Source organism: Mycobacterium sp. Marseille-P9652, assembly GCF_902652685.1.
GTDB lineage: Bacteria > Actinomycetota > Actinomycetes > Mycobacteriales > Mycobacteriaceae > Mycobacterium.
In genome coordinates this window covers 1-12,762 of record NZ_CACRUY010000063.1, presented here as the reverse complement: position 1 = coordinate 12,762, position 12,762 = coordinate 1, and the positions used below count along the sequence as shown (strand labels likewise).

The following is a 12,762-nucleotide window of genomic DNA, read 5'->3' as shown; positions in this document are numbered from 1 at the left end:
GCCGCGCGCGCCGCGTCAGCGGGGATCGGCGCCTTGCTGCAGGAGTCTCGCCATCTCGGGGATGACGGCCTGTAGGGCCTTGATCGGCCGCAGCATCACCTTGACGGAGGTGATCTTGCCGTCGTCGTTCCAGTGGATCATGTCGATGCCGTTGACGTGGATGCCGTCGATCTCGGCGACGAACTCGAGCACCGCGGAGTCGTCGGCGTACCACCTGCCGACGTACCGGAAGTCCGCTCCACCGAACAGCCTCGCCGCGGCGGTCAGGTAGGCGACGGTCGTGTCTCTGCCCTCCTGCGGCGTGAAGACGGCCGGCGAGTAGAACACCGCGTCGTCGGCCAGCAGGTCGTTCAGTTCTTCGGTGCGGCCACTGTCGATGATGTCCATCCAGCGCTCGATCACGGGTGGTGTCACAGCGCAAACCTAGCGCAAGCGCATTCGTTCCCGGGAGGTGAATTCAGAGCTGAGATGCGGCGCGCTCGTCGCCCGTTCGACGCCCAACTCTTACCGCTCAACCGGAGTGTTCGAGCTCCGTTCGGGCCTGGTCGATTTCGTCGTAGGCGTACGCCACCATGGCGGCGGCGGTCATCGTTTGCGCCTTGCGGACAAGCGCTTCGAAGGCCTCGGCACCAAGAGCCACACGCAAGTGCGCTGTCAATGCTTCGAGCTCGGGGACGGTCACCGCGGCCATCGGATTGGCCGTCGCGAAACTGGCGATGGTGGCCGCCGGTTCGTACCGTCCGAGCCGGTCGAAAATGCCGGCCAGGATGGCCAGCGGGTTGTGCATCATGCCGATGTTGCCCGATTCGTAGTTGGTGCGGATGGCCATTGCGAGGGAATCGAGCGTCGCGAGCGGGTCCCCTTGCTCGGCCTCGAGTCCGCACAACCAGAACGAGAACTGGGTCTCAAAGAATCGGTTGCCGCTGACCCGCGAGATGTGCACCCCGCGGCGCATCGCCTCGAGCGCGCGGTCTGGATCGGTGTAGCGGAGGGCATATCCGCACGCGAACATCGCGAAGGCGAGCACCCACGGATTGTCGATCGCTTCGGAAGCGTCCATGAGGCCGTCGGCGAGCATGGTCGCCTCGTCGGTCGAGCCCGAAACGGCCAGGGCGAACGCCAGATTCGCTCTGGCCATGATGTTGGCACCGCCGCTGCGACCGAGCTGCGCGCGGCACAACTCAACGTACCGTTCGGGGCGGCCGACGAATAGGTAGGCACTGCCGAGCCACGGCTCACCGAAGTACGACACCTTGTCGCTGGCAGCGGCGATCACCGTCTGGCCGACTTCGCTGTGGCGCACCGCCGCTTCGGCGCGTCCGACGACACAGCACAGCGATGCCCCGACGCACAAGGCGGTCAGTCGGGGATGCGCGACGGCGCGGGCGGGCTCGATCAACTCTTCGGCCCAAGCGATGGGCTCGAAGTTCTCCAGGAATGGGCCGAGCAACGCGGCGTACGCGGCGATGCCGGCGCCCGCGTCGAGGTCACCGCATTCTGCGGCCCACCGAAAGGCGGTGCGCACGTTGGCCCACTCCACCGTCAGCCAGTCGTACGCCTCGCGCTGACGCGGGCTGTCCCACAGCGCCATGATGTCGGCTTCCCGTCCGGCGAAGTACCGCGAGTGGGCGGCCCGAATCTCGGGGGCCGCGCCTCCGTCGACGAGCTGCTCCTCGGCGAACTGACGGATCGTCTCCAGCATCGAAAAACGCGTGCGCCCCGAGGACCGATCCGTGATCAGCAGCGACTTGCGCACCAGGGCGTCGAGGACCTCGAGGAGGGCATATTCGTCGAGTTCGGACGATCCGGCGACCGCACAGGCGCTGTGCAGATCGAAGCCACCCGAGAAGACCGAACAGCGGTTCAGCACTGTCTTTTCGGCTTCGTCGAGCAGGTCGTAGGACCAGGCCATAGCCTGGCGCAGGGTGTGGTGGCGTTCCAGGCCGCGCCGGGAGCCGACCAGCAGCCGGAATCGGTGATCGAGGCGATCGCGCATTTCGGTGGCCGTCATCGACGCCATGCGCGAGGCGGCGAGTTCGATGGCCAAGGGAATCCCGTCGAGGCGCCGACAAATCTCGGTGACTGCGGCGGCTTCGCCGCCGTCGGTCATCGACAAGCCCGACGCCATGCCCTCGGCGCGTTCGAGGAACAGGTTCACCGCGGCGGAGTCGACACCCGCCGCGTCCAGAGAGCGCACCGGCCACACCCGCTCGTCGGGAACTCCGAGTCCTTCGCGGCTGGTGGCCAAGATTCGCACGGTCGCGGAGTGCGCCAGGACGGCTTCGATCAGCTCGGCGGCGGCGTCGAGAACATGCTCGCAGTTGTCGACCACCAACAACCGGACCCGGCCGTCCAGCGCGGCCGCCACCGACTCGCGGACGGTCTTGCCCGGTTGCTGGACGACGCCGAGCACCGCGGCCATCGCATCGGGCACCGCGGCCGGATCGGTGACCGCCGCCAGCTCGAAAAGCCAGACGCCGTCCGGGAATTCGTCTGCGAGGCGGCCCGCTACCTCCACCGCCAGCCGCGTTTTGCCGACCCCACCCACGCCGGTCAGCGTCACCAATCGATGCGCCTTGACCGCCCCTTCGATCTGGGAGACCTCGGACTCACGTCCGATCAAGCTGGTTGCGGCGGGGCGCAGGTTCCCGGGCGTGATGTCCAGCGCGCGCAACGGGGGAAATTCCTGGCGCAGGCCGGGTGCCCGGACTTGGAACAGTCCCACCGGCACGGGCACATCCCGCAGGCGCCGTGGCCCGAGACCGACGAGTTCCACCGCGGTGAGCAGCGTCGCTGTCGAGTCGGCGAGGAGGATCTGACCACCGTGCCCGGCGCCCATCACCCGGGCCGCGCGGTTGAGCACCGCACCGAAGTAATCACCGTCGCGGAGTTCGGCCTCCCCGGTGGCCAACCCCATCCGCACCGGCAACTGCAGCTTCCGCTGGGCCTCCACCGCCGCCTCCACCGCCGAGCCCGGTGAGACAAACGCGGCACACACGCCGTCACCCGTGTGCTTGAACAACCAACCCCCGTGCGCCTCGATGACCCCGCGCAGCACCTCGTCGTGGGCGGCGAGGGCGGTCCGCATCCCGTCGGCGTCGGCCTCCCACCGACGGGTCGAGCCCTCCACGTCGGTGAACAGGAACGTCACGACCCCCGAGGGGGCAGTGACCGCCGGATCAGCGGACACTTCAGCAGAATGTCACAACGGACCTGTTCGCAACCAGCAACGCGGCTCATTGCCGGACGTCCTCACACGTCGTAGTACATGGCGAATTCGTACGGCGTGGGACGCAGGTTGAAAGGCGCGATCTCGTAATTGCGTTTGTAACTGATCCACGTCTCGATCAGGTCGGGCGTGAAAACGCCTCCCTCGGTAAGGTATTCGCTGTCCTCCTCGAGGCGGTCGATCACCTCGGAGAGCTGGGTCGGGGCCTGCGGGATGTCCGCCGCCTCCTCCGGGGGAAGTTCGTAGAGGTCCTTGTCGATCGGCGGTGGCGGCTCGATCTTGTTTTTGATGCCGTCCAGCCCGGCCATCAACATCGCGGCGAACGACAGATACGGGTTGCCCGACGAGTCGGGGCACCGAAATTCCAGCCGCTTGGTCTTCGGGTTGTTGCCGGTGATCGGTATGCGCACGCACGCCGAGCGGTTGCGCTGGCTGTACACCAGGTTGATCGGCGCCTCGTAACCCGGCACGAGGCGCTTGTAGGAGTTCACCGTCGGGTTGGTGAACGCCAGCAGCGACGGCGCGTGGTAGAGCAACCCGCCGATGTAGTGGCGGGCGATGTCCGACAGCCCGGCGTAGCCCGTGTCGTCGTACATCAGCGGGACCCCGTCCTTCCACAGCGACTGGTGACAGTGCATGCCGGAGCCGTTGTCGCCGAACAGCGGCTTGGGCATGAACGTCACGGTCTTGCCGGCCTGCCACGCCGTCTGCTTGACGATGTACTTGTACATCTGGTGGTCGTCGGCCGCGTGCAGCAGCGTGTTGAACTTGTAGTTGATCTCGGCCTGGCCGCCGCTGCCCACCTCGTGGTGGCCCTTCTCCAGAGAGAATCCGGCGTTGGTCAGGTTGGTGAGGATCCGGTCGCGCAGGTCGACGTAGTGGTCGGTGGGGGCCACCGGGAAGTAGCCGCCCTTGGGGCGGACCTTGTAGCCCCGGTTGGGCCCCCCGTCGGGTTCGGTCTCTTCGCCGGTGTTCCACCAGCCGGAGGTCGCGTCGACCTTGTAGAAGGAGCCGTTGATGTTCGAGTCGAACTTTACCGAGTCGAAGATGTAGAACTCGGCCTCCGGCCCGAAGTACGCGGCGTCCGCGATGCCGGAGCTGACGAGGTAGTTCTCGGCCTTGCGGGCGACGTTGCGCGGGTCGCGCGAGTACAGCTCGAGCGTGTAGGGGTCGTGCACGAAGAAGTTGACGTTGAGCGTCTTCGCCTCGCGAAACGGGTCGACGGTGGCGGTCTCCGGATCCGGCAGCAGCAGCATGTCGGACTCGTGGATCGACTGGAACCCGCGGATCGACGAACCGTCGAAGGCCAACCCCTCCTCGAACACGTTCTCGTCGAAGACGTAGATCGGAATGGTGAAGTGCTGCATGGTGCCCGGCAGGTCACAGAAACGAACGTCGACATACTCGATCTGCTCGTCCCTGGCGAGCTTGAAGATGTCGTCGGGCGTCTTCTCGGACATTTCCAAACCGCTCCTTCGCTTGCACGGGCCGGCGCCGAACGCACGCCCGCCATGATGTTGTCGCAGACCGTACGCGGTCCGCGCCGATTCGGGCGCGTTCTGTCGCCGGATAGTGCCGCACACCAACGTTTTTCACGCGGATTGCGGTGCCATGGGCCGTGTGTTTACACCCCGGCTATTTCGTTCGCGTGACGAATTCGGGTCTAAATTGTTGCGTCACACCAGCGCCGCTCTCCGGTGGCAGTTTCGCGCACGGTGCCCGATAGTCATAGGAAACGAGAGACGCCCACACCGGAGTACCCATGCCGCACGACACCATGCCACGAAGGAATGGCGAGGACGATGTCGTCGACGGATCCGGTACGGGCGACGGCCGGACCGCGTTGGCGACACCCGTTTCGGTCGTCGGCCGGCGCGCGCGACGACCGCACGCGCGGGACACGGGCCCGAACCTCCAATTTCACCGCGAGATCATCGTCGCCGGCGACGACCCCCTGTCGAGGACGATCAGCGAGGAGCTGAGGGGGGCCGGCGCGCGGATCATCAAGATCAACAGTGCAGCCGATCTGCTCGGCGCCGGGGTGCATCGCGCCCGCGCGGTTGTCTGCGCCGGTCCGAACGACGCGATGAACCTCGAAATCGCCCTGCTGGCACGGCAATACAGTGCGACCGTGCGGGTGGTGGCGAGGCTCGCCAACGATGTGCTGCGCGAAGCGATGGCCGCGGTCAACGGACCGGGGGCGATCCTGGACGTCGCCGAACTCGCGACGCCCTCGATCGTGGAAGCGGTGCTGTCGCGCAACGCCCACCAATTCCAAACGGCCGACATCGAATTCGTGGTCTGGGGATCCGAGGCGCCGCACGAGGCCACGCTGCGCGAAATCCACGGCGACCTGGCGCCGGTCGCCGTGGTCCACGGCAAGAACTCACCCGTCCCGGGTGAGGTGGTGCCGTGCCCCGGGCGGGACCTGCGCGTCTACCCCGGCGACTGGACCTCCATGATCGGCCTCAAGGACGAACTGGTGGCCCGGGGTATCACCCTGCCTCCCCCGACCGCGACGCGCTCCCGGCATTCCCGGGTGCGGCGCGTGATCGACGCCGCGCGCGCGATGCGCGACGACGTGAACCCGATGCTCTTGCCCTCGTTGGCTTTCGCGTTGCTGCTCATAATCGGCTCGACGGCCGTGATGCGCTTGATCTACAGCAACCCGCGGATGTCGTGGCTCGACGCCCTGTATTTCACCTCCGAGACCATCACCACGGTGGGCTACGGCGAATTCAGCTTCGCCCAGCAATCCACGCCCCTACGCCTGTACGTGGTCGGGTTGATGTTCGGCGGCGCGATCGTCACGGCGATCCTCGTCGCGTTCCTGGCCGACCTGCTGCTGTCGCGCCGCTTCCTGCAGACCGCCGGGCGGTTGCGGGCGCGTCACATGCGTGACCACGTCGTGGTCGTCGGGCTGGGCTCGATCGGCGTCCGGGTCGTCAGCGATCTGACGGCCGCCGGGTACGACGTCCTGGTCATCGAGCAGGACGAGAACAACCGCTTCCTGTCGACGGTCGCCGAGCTCGACGTGCCGGTGATCTTCGGTGACTCGACCATGCGCCAGACGCTGGAATCGGCGCGCGTCGACCGCGCCCGCGGGGTGGCGGTGGTGACCCAGGACGACATGGAGAACATCGAGACCGGCATCGTGCTGCTCGACATCCTGGGGTCCGACACGCGGGTGCCGATCGTCATGCGCGTTCAGGGCCGCGCGCTCGGCGCGGCGGTGAACCAGCGGTTCGGCTTCGAGAATGTCCGCTCGATCGTTGACCTCGCCGCCCCCTGGTTCATCGGCGCGGCGATGGGCCTGCAGGTGCTGGGCACGTTCTGGGTCGGGCAGCGCTCCTTCATGGTCGGCGGGATGATGGTGGCGGCCGGCAGCGAGCTGGACGGGCTGACGATGGTGGAACTGTCCACCGACACGCGCGTCATCGCCATCACCCGGCCCGAAGGGCCGGTCAGCCTCCGGCCGCGCCGCAACTCCCGCCTGAGAGCCGGCGACACCGTCTACCTCATCGGCCCTTACCGCGAGCTGATCGCCACGCTGCGCAAGGGCCAGCCTCCTCCCCAGACCGCGATCAACGGCGAGCGCGCCGCGACGCTGGCGGCGGCGCGTGGGCAGCGCCAGCGGCCTGCACGTGCCCCGCGCTGGGCACAGGACGAGGACGTGTGACGAACGGGCCGCGGCCGCTCGCGGAGTAGCCTCTCGTTTCGGCGAGCATCGTTGATAGGCAGAGGTTCCGGGTTGACGGCCATCAAGCGGCGTACGTGCGCGGCGGCGGGGATGCTGGCGGCGGGCGTCGTGCTGGTGCAATGCGCCCCGTCGCCACCTCGTGCGGTCACCTCGTCGTCGCCGCAGTCCTTGCCGGCCACCGTCCCGTCTTCGCCGGCCACCGCGGCGTCTTCGCCGGCCGCCCCGCCCTCGTCGCCCGCCGCCGCGACCGTAACGCCCGTCACCGCAGAGGAGCTCGGCGCGAGCTGGCGGCCGGGCTGCCCCGTCGAGCCGGCGGGCCTGCGACGCGTCGCTGTCGACCACATCGGCTTCGATGGCCAGACCCACACCGGCGAACTGATCGTGGCCGAGGACCTCGTGCCGCAGGTCATCGAGATCTTCGGCCAGCTCTACCGGATGCGCTATCCCATCGAGAAGATCCGCACGCCGGACCACTACGCGGACGCTGACGACGAGCTGTCGATGGAGGACAACAACACTTCGGCGTTCAACTGCCGACTCATCCCGGGTACGAGCCAATGGTCGCCACACGCTTACGGGCGGGCCATAGACATCAACACGATGCTCAACCCGTGCCTTTACGCCACCGGGTATTTCGAACCACAGAACGCGGCGGCGTACCTGGACCGCAGCCGGACCGACCCGGGACTCTTACACAACGGCGACCCCGCCGTGCTCGCCTTCACCGATCGTGGCTGGCGGTGGGGTGGCGACTGGAACGCCCCCCTCGACTACCAACACTTCGAGCGGCCCTGAGCACTCACCTACCTAGAGGCTGAGGGCGTGCGCCGCCGCGGTCGCGACCTCACCCCGCAGGTCCGAAATCGGCGGACTGCCCCGCGTATGAATGGAATTCGTGAGCAGAACGACGTAGGTATCCGAGTTCGGGTCTATCCAGATCGAGGTTCCGGTGAAACCGGTGTGGCCGAAGCTCCCGATGGGGAAAACCATGCCTCGCGGCTCCGAGAGGGGGGTGTCGATGTCCCAGCCGAAGCCGCGCAGGTTCTGCCCGGGGATGGCGGGATAGCGCGGGGCGAGCATCGAATTCCTCGTATTCGGCCTCTTGGCGACGGCTTCGCGCGTCGCGTGATTGGCCGCCTCGAGTTGTCCGGACGTGTGCCCCGGCTGCTCGGGAGTGGTCATCAACTCCAGGCTGTCCTGCGTTAGCGGGAACGCGCTCGGGCGGCCCGCGAGCCGGTCGAGGAGCGCCTGCGCGAAAACGCCGACATCGTGCGCCGTCGAGAACACACCCGCGTGCCCGGCCACTCCACCCATGCGCCGCGCCGTCGTGTCGTGCACCGTGCCCCGGAGGAGGCGATCGATGTCGGGATTCTTGGCCGGGTCGGCTCTGTTCTCTTCGTCGCGCGCCGTCGGTGCGATGCGCGGTAAGAGACCGGTGCTCCACGAGCCGGCGGGGCAACCGTCCGGCGCTTGCCCCGGTGACCCGGGCGCCCATCCGATCGCGGCTCCGATGACGACGTGTGGGCCGCACGCTTCCGCGAGGGGCAGGTAGTGGGTGTCGTCCATGCCGAGGGGCTGGAACACGTGTTCCTGGACGTAGGCGTCTTCCGCCTCGCCCGTGAGCTGTTCGACAAGCGCGCCGAGCAGAATGAAGTTGATATCGGAGTAGGAGAAGCCCGCACCGGGATCGGACTGCAGCGGCGTCGTGAGCGCCCGATGGACGCCCTCCGCTTTGTCGACCCTCTCGAGTCCCCACGCATCTCCGAGGTTGACATCACCCGGCTCGCCCGACGTGTGGGTGAGCAACGTGCGCAGCGTCACCCGCGCGCGGCGTGGGTCGTTCGACGCGTTGAACTCGGGCAGATAATTCTGCACCGGATCGTCGAACTGGACCTTGCCCTGCTCGTAGAGCTGCATCACCGCCGTCGCGGTCGCGAGGATCTTCGTCAGCGACGCCATGTCGAAGATCGTGTCCTCGGTCATCGGCTCCGCGGGTGCGGGCGACCCGTCCAAGCCCGGCTCGCCGCGGAGCTTGCGCGAGCCGTATGCCCGGTGGAAGACGACCTGGCCGCCGTGCCCGATTTCGACCACGGCACCGGGCAGCTCATTCCCGGCGATCGCCTTGTCGATCAGTTTGGAGACCGCGGCGAAGTCGAAGCCGGGGACCGCGTCGGGCGGGCGTGGGGCGGTTGGCGTGCCGGGCGCGGGGACCACCGACGGGGCGTGCGTGGCCGGCGGGTTGCCGTCGAGCGCCGCGGGCGCCGACGGTCCGGGCGAGCAGCCCGTGCCGAGGACGAGCGCGACGGCGCCCACGGCGACGGCTTTTCGGATCGACGTTCCGAAGACCGAATTGCTCGGCGAGCTTTCGACGTTCACGTAATTCCGGGCCCCAACGGCGTTCACGGGTGGACCCGCATGATGCTGGATCCGGCGGGGCGGCTTGTCAAGCATCGGCGAACCCGTTCGTCCGCGCGTCACCCGTCGTCTCGGTGCGGTTTCTCCGCACCGTCGGGCCGCTCGCAATGCGGCAGCCGGCTCAGCGCTTCGGGATCGTTCTCCACCCGCAGGCGGTGCCGGCCGTCGCCATCGACGCCGACGCCGATCGGCAGCTCGTCGCCGCCGCCGCTCTGCGGGTCCGTCACGAGCTGGACGTCGTCGCATTCGACGAACAGCACGGCGTCGTCGTGGGACAGCTTCCAGGGATGGCCGTCGGTGGGCCATCGGCCACCGATGATCCGCGTGTCGTCACGCTCCGCCTCCTCGCTTTCGTCCGCCCCGGCCATGGCGCAGCCAACCCACAGCTTGGCCGGCACCGGGCGGAAGTACACCGCCATGCGCTGGCGGTTGAGGTCGAGGTCGACGGGCATGCCGATCGGGGGAAGCGACGTGCCCTCGGGCTGGTCGTTCAGCGACTTCTTCACCTGCCGTGACCCGATTCCCGTGCCGAACCAGTCGACGGTCAGCACGGTCGTGACGTACTGCGCGATCGCCAGGGTCAACAGACCGCCCGCGCCGGCGGCCCCGACGCCGGCCGCCCCCGCCGCCCACGTCACCGGCAGCGCCAGCAGCCCGACGACGGTCGCCGCGCCCGCCGCCGTCGCGACCTTTCCGCCCGCGGTGAGGCTGAAGTCGGCGTTCACCTCCGGCTCGGCGGGGTTCTGGACCGGCCGCACGCCCACGGTTCGCGGCAGCCGCTCGAATCTCTGTCTGACGTCCTTCACCACTTCTTCGTACTGCTCGTTGTCGAACTGCCCGGCGCGCTTCTTGTGGCGGGCCATGCTGAGCGTCTCCTCGAGCAGCTCGATGGTGTCGACGTCCTTTCGCAGCAGCTCCTTGCCCTTAGGGTCGCGCGGTATGTCGTGCAGGCCCATCTCGTAGGTGACCTTGAAGGAGGCCTTGAAGTCGTAGAGCTTGGTGTCGGCGCTGACGCTGCCGTCGATCACCAGCCGGCCGTTCTGGGTGCGCGGCACGATGTCGGCGTCGAGGGAGTCCAGGCTGCGGTCCTGGCCGCCGATGTTGATGGTCTTGGGGCCGGCCAGCAGGCACGGGGCGTCGGCGTCGAAGTCGCTCGCCTCGAGATTGAAACTCTTCATCACGGTGTCGCGGACCTGCCGCAGGATGCTCCACCCGGTGGCCGCCAACGCCGTTCTCTCACGGGGGTTTTCGGCGAGCACCGACGAGGGCAGGTCTTCGCCGGGCGGCAACTCGCGCAGCGTCTGCAGTTGCACCACCAGCGACTCCTGGGTAGCGCCGTCGGCGTCGAAGCGCTGCACCACGACGTCGAGCGCCTTGACGGTGCTGTCGTCCTGTGCCTCCGGGTCGACGTCCACGGGCGACGGCAGCAACTGCTGAATTCCGTTGTCGCCCATGGCCTCCAGCTGCGGGCGGACCGCGTCGGCGATCTGGGCGGCAAGCGAGTCGAGCACCCTGGTTCTCGCTTCGTCGTCGGAGATTCCGGGGTGCTGCAGCTTCTCCAGGTTCACCATCAGCTCGCCGGCGATGCTGTGGGTGATCCAGTACGCCTCCGCATAGTCGAGCTCCCAGGTGATGCGGGGATCCGGCCCGGTGAAGACCGTGAACCCGTCGTCGCGCCGCTCGACGTGCGGACCGAACAGCCACCCGGCGTGCTCGTCGGGCATCGGGCCGGCCAGCAGGACCGGAGCCTCCTGCTCGGTGAAGTTCAGCGCGATCGTGTGCTTGCCCGGCTTCAGCTCGTGCGGCTCGAGCTGGTCGTGGATGGTCAGCCGACCGAACAACGGGATCTCGTTGTACGGGATGTCGCGCGACTCTCCCTGGCGCGGACCGTCGGGGACCGTGATGGTCGCGGGCGGAAGCTCCACCAGCGGGATGCAGCTGACGGAGTCGATGACGATCTTGGAGTCGAAGATCACCAGGTCGATGGCGAAGTGCCGCAACGGATCACGCCGTGCGCCTTCCGCTTCCTCCTGCCACAGGCGCTGATGGGAATCGAGGATGAACCAGACCCGGTCCAGGGTGAGGTCGAGCGTCGCCGTCGCGGAGTAACCGGTGCCGTCAACGGACTGCGTGCGCTTGTCGCCGCCGAACATCTCGGCCGTCTGGTCCTGCACGCGTTCGCGATGAATCTCGATGATCGTGTCCGGGCGCTGCATGTCGAATGCTGTACCCAAAAACGCCTGCGTCGAGTCACGGCGCAATCGGGCGGACCGAACTTGTCGGTGGTGGGTGTTTTGATGTGGTCATGTCCTCGATCGCATGTGCTGACGCTCCGGTGGTGATGCCGAAGGAGCGTCTTGCGGTGTTGTTCGACGAGTTGGCGGAGTTGGCCGGTCAACGTAATGCGGTGGATGGCCGCATCGCTGAGATTGTGGCCGAGATCGATCGCGACGGCTTGTGGGGGATGACCGGCACACGGTCGGTGCAGGCGATGGTGGCCTGGAAGTTGGGCTTATCGCCGGCGACGGCGCACACGTTCACCACCGTCGCGAGCCGGTGGGCGGAGTTCCCGCGCTGCACACAGGCCCTGCGCGAGGGACAACTGTCGCTGGATCAGGTCGGCGTGATCGCCGCGCGCGCCGGGGAAGGCTCGGATGCGCATTACGCGCAGCTGGCGGCGGTGGCCACGGTGAGCCAGTTGCGCACCGCGATCGGTTTGGAGCCGCGCCCGGACCCCGCCCCGCGCCCCGAGCCCGAGCGCGCGTTGACCAAGACCACCACCGGGCGGGGCAGTTGTTACCGGATCAGCCTGCCCCCGCTGGACGCCGCCAGGTTCGACGCCGCCCTGGCCGCCCACCGCGAGGCGCTGGTCGCCGACTGGAAACGCGACGGTGAGGGCGACGGTGCCGCCAATCGCCCCCCGATCCCGGGTGCGGTCGAGGCGTTTCTGCGGCTGGTTGAGACCGGGTGGGACGTCGAGGCGGCACGGCGCCCACACAGCGCGCACACCACCGTGGTGGTGCACCTCGACGTCAAGGAGCGCGCCGCCGCGCTGCACCTGGGTCCGCTGCTCTCCGACGCCGACCGCCACTACCTGACCTGCGACACCACCGGAGAAGTCTGGCTGGAACGTCACGGCCAGCCCCTCGGCGCCGGGCGCACCACCCGCACCATCAGCCGGCGGCTGCGCCGCGCCCTCGAGCACCGCCACCCCACCTGCGCGGTCCCCGGCTGCGGCGCCACCCGCGGCCTACACGCCCACCACCTCAAACATTGGGAGGACGGCGGGCCCACCGAGCTGACCAACCTCATCCTGCTCTGCCCCTACCACCACCGGCTCCATCACCGCGGCGAGTTGACCATCAGCGGCACCCCGGACGCTTTGGTGGTCACCGACAGCGACGGCGAAGTCCTGAGC

General features: G+C 68.0%; 8 protein-coding genes. 3 read left to right on the top strand and 5 right to left on the bottom strand.

What is annotated here, in order from left to right; genetic code table 11:
- Positions 1-15: 15 nt before the first annotated feature.
- The 3 genes from GPY60_RS23080 to glnA form a co-directional block, all read right to left on the bottom strand.
- On the bottom strand, positions 16-387 hold the full coding sequence (locus GPY60_RS23080; protein WP_156690035.1) for a nuclear transport factor 2 family protein: 372 nt from the start codon (positions 385-387) through the stop codon (positions 16-18).
- 124 nt (positions 388-511) lie between these two features.
- Positions 512-3,190, bottom strand: coding sequence for an ATP-binding protein (locus GPY60_RS23075; protein ID WP_231639792.1), 2,679 nt, complete (start codon positions 3,188-3,190; stop codon positions 512-514).
- A 62-nt stretch (positions 3,191-3,252) separates the two neighbouring features.
- Positions 3,253-4,689 (bottom strand): type I glutamate--ammonia ligase, encoded by a 1,437-nt coding sequence (gene glnA, locus GPY60_RS23070; protein ID WP_156690015.1) that lies wholly within the window; start codon positions 4,687-4,689, stop codon positions 3,253-3,255.
- 302 nt (positions 4,690-4,991) lie between these two features.
- On the opposite strand from glnA, the gene GPY60_RS23065 reads away from it, so the two are divergent.
- Both GPY60_RS23065 and GPY60_RS23060 read left to right on the top strand, forming a co-directional pair.
- A complete protein-coding gene (locus GPY60_RS23065) occupies positions 4,992-6,908 on the top strand; it encodes an NAD-binding protein (RefSeq protein ID WP_231639791.1) in 1,917 nt (638 codons plus the stop codon).
- 111 nt (positions 6,909-7,019) lie between these two features.
- The gene (locus GPY60_RS23060) at positions 7,020-7,724 is read left to right on the top strand and encodes a M15 family metallopeptidase (RefSeq protein ID WP_156690032.1); all 705 of its coding nucleotides are present in this window, start codon (positions 7,020-7,022) and stop codon (positions 7,722-7,724) included.
- A 12-nt stretch (positions 7,725-7,736) separates the two neighbouring features.
- On the opposite strand, the gene GPY60_RS23055 is transcribed toward GPY60_RS23060, so the two are convergent.
- Together GPY60_RS23055 and GPY60_RS23050 are read right to left on the bottom strand one after the other, a co-directional pair.
- Positions 7,737-9,242: a serine hydrolase domain-containing protein gene (locus tag GPY60_RS23055; protein ID WP_370462808.1), complete on the bottom strand. Its 1,506-nt coding sequence runs from the start codon at positions 9,240-9,242 to the stop codon at positions 7,737-7,739.
- Positions 9,243-9,403: 161 nt separating this feature from the next.
- Complete coding sequence (locus tag GPY60_RS23050) at positions 9,404-11,560, bottom strand: hypothetical protein (protein WP_197283796.1); 2,157 nt, start codon at positions 11,558-11,560, stop codon at positions 9,404-9,406.
- 89 nt (positions 11,561-11,649) lie between these two features.
- On the opposite strand from GPY60_RS23050, the gene GPY60_RS23040 reads away from it, so the two are divergent.
- Positions 11,650-12,762 (top strand): HNH endonuclease signature motif containing protein (locus GPY60_RS23040; RefSeq protein WP_156690011.1); only part of this gene is annotated, 1,113 nt, incomplete at its 3' end.